20 protein-coding genes are annotated in these 16,570 nt (G+C 39.2%); 3 read left to right on the forward strand and 17 right to left on the reverse strand.

Annotation, left to right across the window (positions count from 1 at the left end; genetic code table 11):
• Genes NLF99_RS16400 through NLF99_RS16415 form a run of 4 tightly spaced genes read right to left on the reverse strand, consistent with a single transcriptional unit; the run spans position 1 to position 2,688 of the window.
• Positions 1–1,365, reverse strand: a complete 1,365-nt coding sequence (locus NLF99_RS16400) for a S9 family peptidase (protein WP_254529616.1) — start codon at positions 1,363–1,365, stop codon at positions 1–3.
• 4 nt (positions 1,366–1,369) lie between these two features.
• Positions 1,370–1,969 (reverse strand): hypothetical protein, encoded by a 600-nt coding sequence (locus NLF99_RS16405; protein ID WP_254529618.1) that lies wholly within the window; start codon positions 1,967–1,969, stop codon positions 1,370–1,372.
• Complete coding sequence (locus NLF99_RS16410) at positions 1,959–2,420, reverse strand: hypothetical protein (protein ID WP_185213327.1); 462 nt, start codon at positions 2,418–2,420, stop codon at positions 1,959–1,961. The genes NLF99_RS16405 and NLF99_RS16410 overlap by 11 nt, the downstream gene beginning before the upstream one ends.
• A gap of 4 nt (positions 2,421–2,424) precedes the next feature.
• Positions 2,425–2,688, reverse strand: coding sequence for a DUF2089 family protein (locus tag NLF99_RS16415; RefSeq protein ID WP_185213326.1), 264 nt, complete (start codon positions 2,686–2,688; stop codon positions 2,425–2,427).
• Between the two features lie 135 nt (positions 2,689–2,823).
• Between NLF99_RS16415 and NLF99_RS16420 the strand changes: the two genes are divergently transcribed.
• On the forward strand, positions 2,824–3,570 hold the full coding sequence (locus NLF99_RS16420; protein WP_185213325.1) for a 1-acyl-sn-glycerol-3-phosphate acyltransferase: 747 nt from the start codon (positions 2,824–2,826) through the stop codon (positions 3,568–3,570).
• A 2-nt stretch (positions 3,571–3,572) separates the two neighbouring features.
• On the opposite strand, the gene NLF99_RS16425 is transcribed toward NLF99_RS16420, so the two are convergent.
• Both NLF99_RS16425 and NLF99_RS16430 read right to left on the reverse strand, forming a co-directional pair.
• Positions 3,573–4,673: a glycosyltransferase gene (locus NLF99_RS16425; RefSeq protein ID WP_185213324.1), complete on the reverse strand. Its 1,101-nt coding sequence runs from the start codon at positions 4,671–4,673 to the stop codon at positions 3,573–3,575.
• A gap of 16 nt (positions 4,674–4,689) precedes the next feature.
• Entirely contained in the window at positions 4,690–5,664 is a 975-nt protein-coding gene (locus NLF99_RS16430) for a lysylphosphatidylglycerol synthase domain-containing protein (protein WP_185213323.1), read from the reverse strand.
• A gap of 86 nt (positions 5,665–5,750) precedes the next feature.
• Between NLF99_RS16430 and ruvC the strand changes: the two genes are divergently transcribed.
• Positions 5,751–6,314: a crossover junction endodeoxyribonuclease RuvC gene (gene ruvC, locus NLF99_RS16435; RefSeq protein WP_254529621.1), complete on the forward strand. Its 564-nt coding sequence runs from the start codon at positions 5,751–5,753 to the stop codon at positions 6,312–6,314.
• Here ruvC and NLF99_RS16440 read toward each other — a convergent pair.
• Positions 6,311–7,354, reverse strand: a complete 1,044-nt coding sequence (locus NLF99_RS16440; RefSeq protein WP_185217656.1) for a hypothetical protein — start codon at positions 7,352–7,354, stop codon at positions 6,311–6,313. The genes ruvC and NLF99_RS16440 overlap by 4 nt on opposite strands.
• A gap of 378 nt (positions 7,355–7,732) precedes the next feature.
• Here NLF99_RS16440 and NLF99_RS16445 point away from each other — a divergent pair, with 378 nt between their 5' ends.
• Positions 7,733–8,203: an Lrp/AsnC ligand binding domain-containing protein gene (locus NLF99_RS16445; RefSeq protein ID WP_185213320.1), complete on the forward strand. Its 471-nt coding sequence runs from the start codon at positions 7,733–7,735 to the stop codon at positions 8,201–8,203.
• An 88-nt stretch (positions 8,204–8,291) separates the two neighbouring features.
• Here the strand turns inward: NLF99_RS16445 and NLF99_RS16450 are convergent, their stop codons facing one another.
• The 10 genes from NLF99_RS16450 to rpsM all read right to left on the reverse strand — a co-directional run bounded on the left by NLF99_RS16450 (position 8,292) and on the right by rpsM (position 16,559).
• Positions 8,292–9,356, reverse strand: a complete 1,065-nt coding sequence (locus tag NLF99_RS16450; RefSeq protein ID WP_254529623.1) for a M20 family metallo-hydrolase — start codon at positions 9,354–9,356, stop codon at positions 8,292–8,294.
• On the reverse strand, positions 9,349–10,149 hold the full coding sequence (proC, locus tag NLF99_RS16455; protein WP_185213318.1) for a pyrroline-5-carboxylate reductase: 801 nt from the start codon (positions 10,147–10,149) through the stop codon (positions 9,349–9,351). Before proC ends, NLF99_RS16450 begins: the two co-directional genes overlap by 8 nt.
• Before the next feature lie 11 nt (positions 10,150–10,160).
• Positions 10,161–10,949, reverse strand: a complete 789-nt coding sequence (gene argB / locus NLF99_RS16460) for an acetylglutamate kinase (protein WP_185213317.1) — start codon at positions 10,947–10,949, stop codon at positions 10,161–10,163.
• 8 nt (positions 10,950–10,957) lie between these two features.
• Entirely contained in the window at positions 10,958–11,923 is a 966-nt protein-coding gene (locus tag NLF99_RS16465) for an acetylornithine carbamoyltransferase (protein WP_185213316.1), read from the reverse strand.
• A gap of 18 nt (positions 11,924–11,941) precedes the next feature.
• Positions 11,942–13,075: an aspartate aminotransferase family protein gene (locus NLF99_RS16470; RefSeq protein ID WP_254529625.1), complete on the reverse strand. Its 1,134-nt coding sequence runs from the start codon at positions 13,073–13,075 to the stop codon at positions 11,942–11,944.
• A 132-nt stretch (positions 13,076–13,207) separates the two neighbouring features.
• The gene (gene rplQ, locus NLF99_RS19750; RefSeq protein WP_185213314.1) at positions 13,208–13,939 is read right to left on the reverse strand and encodes a 50S ribosomal protein L17; all 732 of its coding nucleotides are present in this window, start codon (positions 13,937–13,939) and stop codon (positions 13,208–13,210) included.
• A gap of 97 nt (positions 13,940–14,036) precedes the next feature.
• Positions 14,037–15,029 (reverse strand): DNA-directed RNA polymerase subunit alpha, encoded by a 993-nt coding sequence (locus NLF99_RS16485; protein WP_185213313.1) that lies wholly within the window; start codon positions 15,027–15,029, stop codon positions 14,037–14,039.
• A 77-nt stretch (positions 15,030–15,106) separates the two neighbouring features.
• Positions 15,107–15,715, reverse strand: coding sequence for a 30S ribosomal protein S4 (gene rpsD, locus NLF99_RS16490; RefSeq protein ID WP_254529627.1), 609 nt, complete (start codon positions 15,713–15,715; stop codon positions 15,107–15,109).
• A 66-nt stretch (positions 15,716–15,781) separates the two neighbouring features.
• Positions 15,782–16,171 (reverse strand): 30S ribosomal protein S11, encoded by a 390-nt coding sequence (rpsK, locus tag NLF99_RS16495; protein ID WP_093100381.1) that lies wholly within the window; start codon positions 16,169–16,171, stop codon positions 15,782–15,784.
• Between the two features lie 10 nt (positions 16,172–16,181).
• Entirely contained in the window at positions 16,182–16,559 is a 378-nt protein-coding gene (gene rpsM, locus NLF99_RS16500; RefSeq protein ID WP_094257893.1) for a 30S ribosomal protein S13, read from the reverse strand.
• Positions 16,560–16,570 lie beyond the last annotated feature (11 nt).

The following is a 16,570-nucleotide window of genomic DNA, read 5'->3' on the forward strand; positions in this document are numbered from 1 at the left end:
TTATAAAGCTTTAATCCAAGCTGTAATCTCCTTTAACACTTCTGGACTAATTGTTTCTTCAATTTCAGCATATTCACCTACAGCCCCAGTTTTAGCATTCTGGAACAAATGGTTTAAGTTTGGGTAGACCTTTAAAAGGTCTTTTTTGTTTTTTGGAAGATTGTCCGTTAGGCTCTCTATATTTTCAGCAGCGGGCACTTGGACATCCTTGCCCCCAAACGCTGCAAATGTAGGGATCTTGATCTTTTTGATAAATGGCACGGGATCTATCTTGATGAAATGACGGAACCATGGCGTCACCAAAGCAGCAAGCTGATCAGCACTTTCCATATTTTGGCTACCGCTTACTGAACGCATATTATTACGTATGGCGTCAAATGCCTTGTCGCCTGGAAGGTCGGAGGCCATAATCTCATAATTCTTCTTGATTATTGCACGTTCTGCTGCAGAAATATCCTTTCCTTGTGATTTCATGATTGCTGCATTCTGGAGAATCATCAGAGAGTCCATCCTTATCGTTGGACCAGCCAAGGTCACAATAAAATTCAACCCACTAGCTTGTTGCCCTGCGAGGATCGTGGCTATCAATCCGCCTTCACTATGGCCTACTATCCCAACTTTCATTGGATCTACTTGGGCTTGCTTGCGCAAGAAACTCAAAGCTGCAAGTGCATCTTTTCCAAAATCACCCGTAGTAGACTTCGCAAAATCGCCTTGGGATTTCCCTACTCCTCTATCATCATAACGAAGAACCACAATATTGTTCTTAGTCAGGTAATCCGCCAATACCTTAAATGGCTCATGGCCCATTAAAGTTTCATTCCGATCCTGAGGACCGCTTCCAGAAACCAATATCACTGCTGGATATTTACCTGGTTCTTTGGGCTTGGTTATCGTTCCAGCAAGAGTTACCTTGTCTATTTTATTTTCAAATGTTACATCTACGGTATCATAAGAATATGGAGGATTTACGCGTTGGCTTCGTCTAAAAGTACCAGCTTCACTGGCTTGCTCAGCAGTAAGTTTGTTAAGGACTAATTCGGTCTTTAGCCCCCCTTGTTGAAACTTGCCATCGATACTCATGCGGTCAGTACTGATCTTTCCAGCATATTTTACGCCCATACTTTTCAGCTCTACAAATATCGAATCACCTTCGGCAAGAATGCTTGTCAAAGGAAATCTATTAGTGCTCTGCTTAGGACTCTGCATGGTCCCTTCCCAAGCTCCATTGTATTTAAATTCAAAGATTAATGGCAATTCCATCCCTGAAACCTGCAAAGCTCCCTTCCAGTTTCCTTCAAAGGATTGTGAAAATCCCATCGAACATGAACAAAACAGGACCAGTGCCAAAAAATAATTCTTCATATACTTAAAAATAAGGGTTTAATACATTCAAAATAACGTCCAAAACCAAAGTCAACAACACAATCGCTATAGTATGGAACAGTTTATTACTGTTGATGGCAATTTTCATACCTCTAACCAGTAAATGAAAAAAATAATAAATGGAAAAAATACTGAAGATTCCCGCTAAGGTGATGATCCCCAAATTAATAGGTGAAATATTTAGCTTATCAATATTACCTTTTTCAATTTCACCTTTAAGATCATCCATGATTCCCAAAATGTATGGATTCAATAGAAAAAGGGCAATAACAACCAATACGCATTGCGCAATGAGCACTGAAATCAACACATCCAATAGTCTGGTCTTGGAATAATTGAACCTTGCATAGGCATACATTAAGGCAGTTAATGCCCCAGTATTGATAAGACCATAGATTAAATATTTCCAAAATGGCCTTGGATCAATAAAATGTAATTGAATAATCCCGTTGTTAATAAAATGGAAGAAAAACCCTAATATACTCAGCAGCAGAAAACCTAAACTACCAAAAATCAATAATTTACGACTAGTTACATCCTCAAATGGATTTAACATGATATTGACAAAATCTCTAGAACTCATCTTTGTAAGGTTTATATTGGTTTATTATTTTTTGGATCTCTTCAGGTTTTTGGGTCCCAATCATTAACTGGCTTCCGTCTTTCATGATCAATTGCAATCCTTGATCTCCTTTGGCAGAATAGGCTTTTCCCCACTTCCCTATTCTGTAACCCCAGCCTCCAAAATCCGCAAATGTATAGGTCCTGATATACGCAGAAGCAATGTCAGACCATGGGATAAATTTATTCCAGATAAAAGGGATGAAAACGATACGGATTCCTTCGGAATCATAGGTAGTCTTTAATTTAATCAGTAATAAGAACAGCAACACGATTACTGACAGCAGAAAGCCACTGGTTTTGAATACATCCATATAATAGGGACTGATGGCAAAAACTTGGGCAGCTATAACCGCTAAAATGATTAAGAGCAACCAAGTGGTCAGCATATTTTGATTTTCTTTGAATTTCATGATCTTACTGAAGGTTTTTAACTTTATCTATCAATTCATCAAGCTTATTCCTAACGGTTGGATAGCTCTTTCCTAATTTATTGGCCATTTCCTTGAGACTTCCAGAGTTTAATAGAAACTCAATAATGAAGTCCTGTTCCTCAGGTTCCAAACGCATCAATAAAGGAAAATTAAATCTTCCAGCCACCTCTGTTTCGCAGTTGCTACAGTGCAATTTTACCACAGACATTTCATTATCGCATGCCGGACATTGAATAGGAAACTTCATATATTATAGATTTACTTAAATAAAGTTAAACAAATATTCAATAATATTTAAACTTTGTTTAACATTTACAATTTAAGAATTGAAGAAAGGGATAAAATATACTAATTCGTATATTTGCTCAATTTTAGTTTACAGATGAGAAAGTTATTAGGATTTATCCTTACTCCGATATTTTATATTTGTTTTGCATTATCATTATTGATATTCCATCCCATTCAATGGTTATGCTTGAAACTAGGGGGCTATGCCGCCCATAAGAAAAGTGTTGATATCCTAAATGGCTTTCTGGTAGCATGTAACTATACCCTATTCAACAGGACACAGTTTATCGACAATAAAAACATCCCAGTTGGCAAACCCATTATCTTCATTGCCAATCACCAAAGTACCTACGATATCCCACCTTTGATTTACTTTTTGAGAAGATTCCATGGTAAGTTCATCTCTAAGATTGAATTGATGACCGCCAATATTCCAAGTATCTCTTTTAACCTAAAACATGGGGGAGCGGCCAATATTGACCGAAAAGATCCAAAACAGTCAATTGCAGAGATCTTGACCCTAGCCAATAACATGAAAAAGAATAATTGGTCTGCATTTATTTTTCCTGAAGGGACAAGGACTAAAACCGGAAAGATGAAGTCCTTCTCTGTAGGTGGAATTGCGACTTTGATGAAGAAAAACCCAGAAGCACTCGTTGTTCCAATTGCAATTAATGGATCCTATAAAATGGTAGAATGGGGAGCATTTCCACTTAGGCCTTTCACCCACATGTCTTGGGAGGTTTTGGATCCCATTGATACCACGGGATTAAATCCAGAGGAGATTGTGAAGAAAGCCGAAGATTTGATCCGCGCCAAGGTGAAGGAAGAAAATCTGTAGAACTATTTGACGGTTCTGCCTTTCCAATCGTACTTACCTATATTTCCCACCACGCCGATATAGACAAAATAGAGCGAATGGACTACAGTTAGCAATGGTAGGTTCCAAAGCAGCTCCTTTCGGTTCACGAAGCTAAGGATGGGATAAAGAAAAGCCAGTTCCACCAACATCTTCATCATCAGGGAGGTTAATACCAGTTCACTAGCATCGTAAATACCAAACAACAGAAAGATCAAGCTCAGCAAAAAAGAAAGATTGAAGAGCCAGATACACACGCCCAATACAACTACCTTCTTGTCCTTATATTTGGTACTTTTTGAAGCCCAACGCTTTCTTTGGCTTAAGAATGATTTTAGGTTTTCTTTGGCATCGGTGTAAACTATTGCTTCTCTAGATTTACAGAAACCGATCCTGTCGGCATGTTTTTCCGCAACCTTATGCAGTAATAGCTCATCGTCGCCAGAAGCCAATTCATCAATACCATTAAATCCACCCATCTCAAAGAACAATGTCTTTCTATAAGCAAGGTTGGCACCATTACAGGTCGTTGGATTTCCGTTGCCTATTCCCGCTGCCCCTAAACCAATAAGATAAAGGAATTCCAAGGTCTGCAAGCGTTCGAAATAAGATTGTTCCTGATCGTAACACACTGGAGAGGAAACCATCAGTTTATCTTGGCTTTCCATATATTGAACTATGCTCAATATCCATTTGGAGCCCATTCTACAGTCTGCATCGGTAGTAATGATTATATCACCAGAAGAAGCGTGAATAGCCTTGTTTATGGCAAACTTCTTATAAGAATTGAGTTTATTTCCTTCATTTAGGGTGATTAGCTTTACCCCGCGGTCCGCATAACGGGTGACGATCTCTCCTGTCCTATCCGTAGAATGGTCATCAACCACGATCACTTCCAGTAAATCTTTAGGGTATTCCTGACTGACAATACAATCCAGCGTATTGCCAATGTTTGACTCTTCGTTCCGGGCAGCGATAATTACTGTCACTTTTGAAAGGGGCATAATGGATGTTAGATGAAACATTGGCAGTTTCATCCAGCCATTGCGCATATAAAGGACCAATACCACATAGATAATGGTCATAATAAATAGGAAAAAACTAAGATTTATTATCACTGATATAATTCACGTTAAATACAAAAAACGACCCTATGATTGCCGGAAAAATGAGGTTAACAAACCAAACACATGAAACAATGGCCATCACTGCAATTTCTTGGGTCGTAATATACGCATACAAATTGCTGGCTACAAAACTACGAACACTAAAGTCAAAAATATCTAAGGAAGGAACGGCAGATTGAATAAAAAACATAATAAAGATCATTAATACCATGGAAACCAACGGCAACTCTGGCAAAATGACCAACATCAAAATTATATATTGCGAAGTAAAAATGGCAAAGCGAAAAGCAGATAGCAGGAGCACATAGGCCAATTCTTTAACGGTAAAATCTTCCAGGACCGAGAAGAACGGCTTGATCTTCCGCAAAAACTTTACTTTCCCTACCAGATAATCCACCCAAGAGACATTGAAATACAAGATCAAAAAGGCCAATGCATAGATTATGGCTATTAACCAAACCCCAAAATCCACTGAGGCAGGAGTTTCCAAAAAGGTCGTCACGAACCAAGCGATGCTCAAAGAACCAAAAACCGAAGTCAATACCAATTGAGCAAATAATCCTACTCCCATCGCAACAGCGCCGGTAGCTCTGTTCTCGGGCTTCAACAACATCACCCGTCCACCGTATTCACCAATCCGATTAGGAGTGAATATTGCCCAGGTAAGTCCACAAAAAACTGATTTAATAGCCTTCCAAAGCCCTAACTTCTCTATCCTTTGACTTAGATATTGCCACTTTTTAACTTCAAGAAACCAATTGAAAAACATTAAGAGCACAACGACCAGCAATACCAATCGGATCGTAAGAGGGTCGATCTGATGGATAAGGTGTTCAAACTCCTTCAAGTTCTTTTGATTATTTACCTTGCTGACAACAAACCACATCGCCAACGCAACAATGGCTACTTTAATCAATAGATTGAGATATTTTCGCTGTGTCTTCGTCAATTTTGTCTAAGAAAGCACAATTTTAATAATTTTTTAATTAATAACCGTTTTTAGAAAGCAATGTTTAGAAAATCGTATTATTGCATATGCAAAAAGAACCGGCTAAAGAGAGGATTATTTTGGGAATTGACCCTGGAACGGTAGTTCTGGGTTATGGAATATTGAAGGAGGTGAATAAAAAAATATCCTTGATCACGCTTGGTGTCATAAAAATGGGGCATCTGGATGACCATGGCCTCAAGCTCCAACGCATCTTCAAAAAGACTAGCGCATTGATCGCAGAATACAAACCAGACTGTGTAGCTTTAGAGGCACCCTTCTACGGAAAGAACATCCAAGTCATGCTAAAGCTGGGTCGTGCCCAAGGAGTAACGATGGCAGCTGCCCTGAACGCCGATATCCCAATCTTTGAATATTCCCCCCGAAAAATAAAACAATCCGTTACAGGCAACGGAAATGCGAGTAAGGAACAAGTGGCGGCCATGTTACAGACGCTACTTAGCTTCAAGGAAACTCCAGAGTTCCTTGATGCTACCGATGGTCTTGCTGTTGCGGTATGTCATGCCTTTCAACAAAATCAATCCACAGGTGGAAAAAACTATTCGGGTTGGGAAGCTTTCGTAAAGGATAACCAAAAACGAATCCGCTAAAGCTGGACCTGCCGTATGACATTCTTGACGTTGAGTTCAATAATATCGGTCATACTCTTGCATTTGAAGTAATTTTCATTCTCATAGTACCTTGCATAGCCTTCTTTCAGTTTCTCAATATTCTCTTTTGTTGAGAGTTGCTGTGTACTGGAGGCATCACGGAGGTCCTTGATACGATGCCTTTCGCTTCGAACCCGATGTACAATGGAAGATCTTTCTTCTTGCTGATACTGCAGGACCGTCTTCTCATTCAAATGGTCCATGGACAATTTGACATAAGGTAAGTTTTCCTTGAAGAATTGCGGAAGATACACCTTGATGTTCCCTTCATAGAATTGCTGGTCAAAATCAATCGCACGGATCCTAAATTGGAAATCATCAAAATCCGGAGTGATCTGCATCACGAAATTATAGGCCCGCATGTCCCCTAACATTGAGATCACACAACGTTCATTAAACTTGACAAACTCCTTCGCTATTCTCGTCTGGTTATAATCCGGAGCGTCCATCTTGGTCTTGGCAAATGTATCCCCAGGAATCCCCACAATATGTTCTTCCACCAAGGTATCGCGATCATAGAGATAATTGACTTGGTTTGGAGATACAATCTCTTCCAGCTCCAACCCATAGATCCTGGAGGCATCAGCTTGCTTGATATAGAAATAATCATAGACATCATTCAGTCTATTGACAATTTTGATTCGGAAGGGATGGGTATTACCAAAAGCACAGAATTCAATCTTTTCGATGACTTTATGCTGCACAATCCTGGTATTACCGGAAGCCTTCAATTGCGCATATACGATCTTGAGCTGGTCATATAGGGTATCTTGTATATGGGGCGGATATAAAGGGATTTCCCACAACGTATCATTGCCAAACTTGTCCAGGGAAGGAATGGTTTCTTGGAAATTCAAAAGATCGGAATAGGTCATGGGCAATTTACCATCCCGCTGATAAGCTTTTAGATATTTCAACAAACCCGTACCCACTGGAAAAATTGGCTTTTTCCTCGAAATCTTTACATCATCTTCTTTCATAACAAGCATTTGTGACTGAAACTAAAGTACGAAAAATAGTTGTTGTATACATCAATGAAAAAATGCTAAAAAAAATGACGTAATTTTATCATTCGAACATTAATATAACAATAATTGTTATTATTTTTGAAAAAATCAGAAAATTGAAAAATTTATTTGAAAGGCTTATAAATGGAAGAAGCTCCCCGGGCGAGGAGCTTCAACGCTAACCAATTATAAACCTATGTTATTTTGAGGGAAGTAATTACAAACTTTAGTGTTTTTTACCTCGTTTGTTATGACAAATTTAATTTTTTCAATAATTAAATAGAAATTTATTTGATTTTTTTAGATATTTTTAAAAACCTTATTACAAATTAACACACAAATACCATTTTTATGGAAAAAAACTATTCAAATTACGATTTAGACAACCTAGATGTTCAAATTTTATCCATTTTAATGGAAGATGCCTCAATTCCATATACAGAAATCGCTAAAAAACTAATAGTTTCTGGCGGAACCATCCATGTTCGCATGAAAAAAATGGAAGAATTGGGAATAATCAGAGGTTCTAACTTAATTATCAACCCTCAAAAGGTTGGATTTGACATTACTGCCTTCTTAGGAATCTATTTAGAGAAGGGTTCTCAGTATTCGGATGCTGTTGAACAGTTGAAACAAGTGAAAGAAGTGGTGGAATTACATTACTGTACTGGTCAATATAGTATGTTTGCTAAGATCATCTGTAAGGACACATCACATTTACGCAAAGTTTTGAATGAAGACATCCAAGGATTGAAAGGAATTCAACGTACAGAGACCATTATTTCCTTAGAAGAGAGCATCAAAAGACAAATCACCTTATAAGAACTGTATAAAAAGGAGATTTTTATCTTAGAACTACCATCTAGAGATAAAAAAAGCGGGCCAAGGCCCGCTTTTTTTATTGAAATTCTTATAATATCCCTTTCAGAAGGTCGATATAGTACCGGACCCCATCATTTATTTCTTGCAAATAAATAAATTCATCCGCAGTATGTGACCTCGCCGAATCTCCAGGTCCCGTTTTGATGGACGGAATTTTCAATATGGCCTGATCACTCATCGTCGGACTGCCATATAATTCTTTCCCCAAAGATTTCCCGGATTGAACGATTGGATGTTCAATTGAAATCGAAGAAGGATTCAGGCGCGTAGAACGTGGCTCTACCGAAGACTTCACATGTTGTCTGATCATTTCCAAGACCTCCAGGTTACTGTACACATCGGTAGTCCTTACATCCACCACAAATTTACAGCTAGCCGGCACCACATTATGTTGTGACCCCGCTTCTATCATGGTGACACTCATCTTTACCGGCCCTAAAAACTCCGACTGTTTTGGGAATTGATAATTCTGGAACCAATTGATGTCTTCAATCGCATTATAAATCGCGTTTTCACCCTCTTCCCGTGCGGCATGACCAGATTTACCTGCCGCTTCACAGTCCAAAACCATCAATCCTTTTTCCGCCACTGCCAAATTCAACAGGGTGGGTTCACCAATAATGGCAAACTCACAAGGTTTGATGTGTTTATAGGCTTCTTCTAAGCCTCCTTTACCAGAAACCTCCTCTTCAGAGGAAGCTACCAAACAAAGGTTAAACGGTAAATCATCACGGTAATAAAAATAACGGAATGCAGCAATCAAGGAAACCAAACACCCACCGGCATCATTGCTCCCTAAGCCGTACAGCTTCCCATCCTCAACGATAGCCTTAAATGGATCTTTGCTATAGCCAGGGTTGGGTTTAACGGTATCATGATGCGAATTCAACAGGACATAAGGTTTTGAAGGATCTTCAAAACGGTTATAGGCGACCACATTGTTCCCTATCCTTTCAGTAGCTATGCCATGCTGCTGAAAATACTCCACAAGCAATTGAGCAGTCTGATCCTCTTCCCTACTGAATGACTGGGTTTCAATCAATCCTTTCAAGAGTGAGGTACTGTCTTCAATCAGTTGGGCAATATCAATCATTGTATAGGCCTCCAGCTTTTTTAGCAGACAATTTTATTCCTTTAATGAAAGCAGAACTGAAACCGTTGTGTTCCATTTCGTTCAATCCTGCAATGGTACAGCCTTTTGGAGAAGTCACCTTATCGATTTCACTTTCCGGATGGCTTTCCATCTGCAGCAACAGGTCGGCAGCACCTTTGGCCGTTTGAATGGCCATTTTTAAGGCGTCGTGAGCATGGAAACCGATCTCAACACCACCTTGTGAAGCTGCCCTGATACTTCTCAGGAAAAATGCGATTCCGCAAGCACATAGTGCCGTCGCGGAAGTCATTAAGTCCTCATTGATGACCACCACAGAACCTACCGATTCAAAGATCACCGATACATCCTGGATTTTGTCCTCAGGAGCACTGTCAGTGGCAATACATGTCATGGACTGCCCTATCGCAATAGCCGTATTCGGCATTGCACGGATAACAACCTTATCTTGGCCCAATACATCCTTGATATCCTGGCAAGTTACACCAGATACCACCGATATAATGGTCTGAGCGGGAGTCAGTACAGGAGCCAATTCATCCATCACCTTTCTGATCTGCTGGGGGAGAATGGCCAATACAATAAATTCAGACCCTTGAATCGCTTCAGGATTTGAATCGCTCACCGTAAAACCTTCTTCCTGTTCCACAGCCAAGGACGCCAGATTGCGCCTGGTGATGGTAATCTCATTAGCTTTGCAATATTTAGATTTCACCAGCCCTTTGGCCAATGACAACCCTATATTCCCGCCTCCAATAATTGTTATCTTATTCATTATATTTAAGTTTAGGCAATCAAGCAGGTTCCAAACTTCCGTTGCTGGAAGAGGTGCAAGTTATTGGCATGTCCGATATAGACATTACTGACACCCTTGGAAATCGCTTCAAATGCATTGTATAGTTTAGGGATCATTCCATCATGAATGGTCTTGCTATCTTTCAATCGTTCAAAATCAACCGAACGAATGGTCTCAATAACCGATTGCTCATCATTAACATCCAACAATACGCCATTTTTATCGAAACAATAGATCAATGAAACTTCATATAGTTTGGATAGCGCAACAGCCAAGGAAGATGCAATGGTATCGGCATTGGTATTCAATAATTGTCCATTACCGTTGTGGGTAATAGCGGAAAAGACAGGAATAAACTCCGCCTCCAATAGTTTTTTTATAGCCAATGAATCAATCGAATCAGCAAGGATATCACCTACAAAACCATAATCGATTTCCTTAACCGGTCTTTTTACCGCTTTGATCACATTCGCATCTGCTCCGCACAATCCTATGGCATTGCAATTGTATTTTTGCAGGGAAGCAACCAAGTTTTTATTGGTAAGGCCAGCGTAGACCATGGTCACGACATCAAGCATGGCAGCATCAGTAATACGTCTACCTTCCACCATTTTGGCTTCAATGCCCATATCTGATGCCATACGCGTGGCGATCTTTCCACCTCCATGCACCAGGATCTTTCGACCTGGCAATGCAGAAAATTTCTCTAAAAATTCCTCTAATTGTTCCGGGTTGTCAATGACATTCCCACCTATCTTGATAATATTTAATACCGACATCCTATATTTTAACCCTTCAAATCTTCCAACATTCTTTTCAATACTACCTGCGCAGCCCATACCCTATTGCTGGCTTCCTTGATCACCAATGAATTTGGACCATCCAATATCTCAGAAGATAGCTCCAAGTCCCTACGCACTGGCAAACAATGCATCACTTTTGCATCATTGGTCAATTTCAATTTCTCATTGTCCAAAAGCCAATTCTCATTGACCGGATAAACCTCTCCATACTCCTTAAATGAAGACCAGTTCTTCACATAAACAAAGTCTGCTCCTTCCAAGGCCTCATCCAGGTTCGTCGAGATATTGGCACCAGGAGTAAAGTCCTCGGAAAGTTCATAGCCTGCAGGATGAGCAATGGTAAAATCTACCAAACCTTCTTCCTGAGCACGGCACATCCATTCTGAAAAAGAATTGGGAACAGCTTGAGGTAATGCCTTCACATGCGGTGCCCAAGCCAATACAACCTTTGGTTTATCTGTTTTTTTATATTCCGTAATCGTGATCAAATCTGTCAAACTTTGCAATGGATGCCTCGTTGCACTTTCCAAGGAAACTACAGGCACGCCGCAATATTTGATAAATTTATTGAATAGGTCTTCCGAATAATCCGCTTCCTTATCTTTCAATGTAGGAAATGAACGCAGACCAAGAATATCACAATACTCTCCCATTACAGCCGCAGCTTCACGGATATGTTCCACTGTTGTTCCATTCATGATCACGCCATCGCGCGTTTCCAATGCCCAGCCATCCTTATCCATGTTCATCACCATGACGTTCATGCCAAGGTTCATCCCTGCCTTTTGCGTACTCAACCGTGTTCTCAAACTTGGATTAAGAAATACCAAACCCAGCATTTTATGCTTCCCCAGGGTTTCATTGGAATAAGGGCTAGCCTTAATTTCTAAAGCCTCTGTAACGATGTCTTTCAGATTATCTACGTCTGCTACGGAAAAAAACTTCTTCATTTAATCTATTTTGATTTTTTATGCCTTTAATCTCTCTTCAAAAGCAGTTAAAAATTGATCAGCAATCTTATTGGTAATATTTAGTGCAGGCAACAGACGAATCACATTAGGTTTCGCCTCACCCGTAAAAATCTTGTTTTTTGACAACAAATCCTTCTTCACATGTGCCAATTCAGTTGGTAGTTCAATCCCAATCATTAAGCCTCTACCTCTCACTTCCAATACCTGATCAAACTTCTTAAGTTCTTCGATCAGATAACTGCCTACTTTTGCTGCATTTTCCATCAGGTTATCTTGCTTGATGATATCCAATACAGAAACAGCTGCTGCACATGCCAAATGGTTACCACCGAAGGTCGTACCTAACATGCCATAAGAAGCCTTGAATTTTGGAGATATAGCAATCCCTCCGATTGGAAACCCATTGCCCATTCCTTTAGCCATCGAATAGATATCTGCATCTATTCCGGCATAGTCATGCGAGAAGAAGGTTCCAGTCCTTCCATATCCACATTGAACGGAATCCGCGATAAATACGGATCCATATTGGTCACACAGACTGCGTATCAGCTTCAAGAAAGGCACCGATGCTTCACGGATACCTCCTACTCCTTGAATTCCCTCGATGATTACGGCAGCTATCTCTTCGCCATTTTCCTTGAAAGCCTTTTCAAGTGCTTCTTCATCATTGAAAGGAAGGAATATTACATTATCAGTTTCATTTACAGGAGCAACGATAGCTGGATTATCTGTAGCAGCTACGGCTAAAGACGTACGTCCATGGAAGGATTTTGAAAAGGCGATTACCTTTTTTCGTCCGGTGTGAAATGATGCTAATTTCAAGGCATTTTCATTGGCCTCAGCACCAGAATTACAAAGAAACAAGGTATAGTCGGTCTTACCCGAAACTTCACCTAATTGTTTCGCTAATTGTTGTTGAATAGGGATCATGATTGAATTGGAATAGAACCCAATTTTATTCAACTGATCCGTGATACTTTTCACATAATGTGGATGGGTATGGCCAATGGAGATAACAGCATGAGCTCCATATAGATCCAAATATTCAGTTCCTTGTTCATCCCAAACAGTAGAGCCTTGCGCTTTTACGATGTTGATAGGGTTAACAGGATAAACGTTAAATAGTTCCATGAAATGAAATAAATATGCTAAAGTTTAGTTTTTCAAATGTACAAATAATTAAATAGCTGAACTTACTATAAAAGCGTATAAAATAAAAAAGTCCTCTTGGATAAGAGGACTTTTCTATGATTCGTTTAAAGATTATTCATCAACTTTTTTTCCGCCGTCTAATTCGGCTTTAAGTTTTTCTAATTCTTCAAATTTTCCATCTGCAGCTAATTGTGCTTGTTCAGCCCAAGTAGTAGGATCTGCAGTGTTAAAGTTAGAACCAGCTTCAGTTAAGATTTCTTTAACTTTCTCAGCATCAGTTTTAGCTAATTCAGCGTAAGTTGCAATACCAGCAGCTGCTAATACTTCTGCAATCTTAGGACCGATACCTTCAACAATGGTTAAATCATCGCCAGCTTTAGTAGCTTTTGCCTCTTTTGATTCAGTTGTTGGAGTAGCTTTCTTTTTAGCAGAACCACGACGTCGAGTAGATTTTTTCTCAGTTTGAACAGTTTTACCGTAAATTTCGTTGTAATCAACTAATTCGATAAATGCCATTTCTGCGTTGTCACCCAAACGGTTCTCTAATTTAATGATACGAGTGTAACCTCCTGGACGTGATGCCACTTTTTCTGAAATCTCGCGGAACAAGATAGAAACTGCATCTTTGTCTTTCAAGTAAGCGAATACCGTACGACGTGAGTGTGTAGTGTCGTTTTTAGATTTTGTAATCAAAGGCTCCACATAAGTACGTAACGCTTTTGCTTTTGCTAAAGTCGTAGTAATACGTTTGTGTTTGATCAATGAAGTCGCCATGTTAGCTAACATCGCCTTACGGTGACTGTCAGTGCGGCCTAAGTGATTTACTTTTTTTCCGTGTCTCATTTTAGTTTTGATTTTGTGCGTACCGTTCTTTTTCTATAGACCGTGGTCCAAATACTCCGGAGGAATTACGCAGCAGGTCGCTTATATTATTTAATTATTATTCTTCGTCCAATTTGTATTTAGACAGGTTCATACCAAATGATAAACCTTTTGATTTAACTAACTCTTGAATTTCGCTCAATGATTTTTTACCAAAGTTGCGGAATTTCAACATATCAGCTACATCATATGTAACCAATTCAGCTAAAGTGCGGATATCAGCAGCTTTCAAACAGTTCAATGCACGAACTGAAAGGTCTAAGTCTACTAATTCTGTTTTCAAGATCTTACGCATGTGTAAGATTTCCTCGTCAACTACTTTAGTTTCTTCTTTAGTTTGTGACTCTAACAACATGTTTTCGTCAGAGAACAACATAAAGTGTTGGATCAAGATTTTAGCTGCTTCTTTCAAAGCATCTTCTGGATGAATAGAACCATCAGTAGAGATATCTAACAACAATTTCTCGTAGTCAGTCTTTTGCTCTACACGGTAGTTCTCAATGGTATATTTTACATTCTTAATTGGAGTGTAGATTGAGTCAATCGCAATTACTCCAACAGGACCATCAACCACTTTATTTTCCTCTGCATTAACGTATCCGCGGCCTTTTGCAACTGACAATTCAACTTCTACAGTTACTGAACTATCCATGTTACAGATGACCAAATCAGGATTCAATACAGTAAAATTATTGGAAAACTTCGTAATATCACCAGCTGTAAATTGATCTTGACCATTGATAACCACAAAGATCTTCTCGTTATCGCCTTGCTCACCTGATTTCTGGAAACGTACTTGTTTCAAGTTCAAGATGATCTCTGTAACGTCTTCTACTACGCCTTTAATCGTAGAGAATTCGTGCGACACGCCTGAAAATCTTACCGACGTAATTGCATATCCTTCTAAAGAGGACAATAAAATACGGCGTAAAGCATTACCAATAGTAACTCCAAAACCTGGCTCTAGTGGACGAAATTCAAAGGTACCATCAAAATCAGTTGATTTCTGCATGATAACTTTATCCGGTCTTTGAAATGCTAAAATTGCCATTTATGTTCTTTTAAGTTTATTTACTATTTATGAAAACAACAACATGCATCTATGACAATGCATGTTGTTATTAATTATTATTTAGAGTATAACTCTACAATTAAGTTCTCTTTAATGTTTTCTGGAATATCAGCTCTTTCAGGGAAATTAACGAATGTTCCTGTAAGTTTGTCTGCATCCCAATCCAACCAGCTGAATTTGTTGATTTTTCTTCCAGCTACTGAGTTTACGATTGCCTCTAATGATTGAGAACGCTCGCGAACTGCAATAACATCACCTGGACGGATACCGTATGATGGAATGTTAACTACTTGACCGTTAACAGTAATGTGCTTGTGCGAAACTAATTGACGAGCAGATGAACGTGTAGGAGCGATTCCTAAACGGTAAACGATGTTATCTAAACGTGCTTCTAATAATTTCAAGAAGTTCTCACCTGTAACACCTTGTTTTGCTGCTGCCTTAGCAAATAGGTTAGCGAATTGACGCTCTAATACACCGTAAGTGTATTTTGCTTTTTGCTTTTCTAACAACTGAATAGCGTATTCAGATTGTTTACCTCTTCTTTTTGATGGTCCGTGCTGACCTGGAGGATAATTCTTTTTTTCTAATGCCTTATCTGGGCCGAAAATTGGCTCTCTAAATTTACGAGCTATTTTGGACTTAGGTCCTGTATATCTTGCCATTTCTTATTCTGTTTGAAGTATCAATCAGCCTATAGCTGACGAATCTTATCTTAAACAAATCTGTTATTAAACTCTTCTGCGTTTTGGAGGACGACAACCGTTGTGAGGAAGTGGAGTAATATCCTTGATCGTGGTTACGTCGATACCAATACCTTGCAATGAACGGATAGCTGACTCACGTCCAGCGCCCGGACCTTTTACGAAAACTTCAACTTTACGCAATCCTAAATCATGTGCAACTTTACCACAGTCTGATGCAGCTTGTGATGCAGCGTATGGAGTGTTCTTTTTAGAACCTTTAAAGCCCATTTTACCAGCTGATGACCATGAAATTGTTTGACCTTGATTGTTAGTCAAAGTTACGATGATGTTGTTAAAAGTAGCGTTGATATGAGCTTGTCCTACAGGCTCGATAACTACGATACGTTTTTTAGTAACTTTTTTACTTTTAGCCATTTCTTACTTATTATTTAGTAGCTTTTTTCTTGTTTGCAACTGTCTTACGTTTACCTTTTCTGGTACGAGAGTTATTCTTAGTACGTTGTCCACGAACTGGAAGGTGTTTACGGTGGCGTAATCCACGGTAACAACCAATATCCATTAAACGTTTAATGTTCAACTGAACCTCTGAACGTAAAGCGCCTTCTACCTTAATCTCATCATTGATGATTGTACGGATAGCTGCTAATTGATCATCATTCCATTCTTGAACCTTTACATCTTGACTGATGCCTGCTTTCTCTAGGATATAAGCAGCAGTAGAACGACCAATACCGAAAATATAGGTAAGGCCAATGATGCCTCTTTTGTTTTTAGGTAAATCTATACCTGAGATCCTTGCCATATAATATTTTA

This window comes from Sphingobacterium sp. LZ11T8 (assembly GCF_024261425.1).
GTDB lineage: Bacteria > Bacteroidota > Bacteroidia > Sphingobacteriales > Sphingobacteriaceae > Sphingobacterium.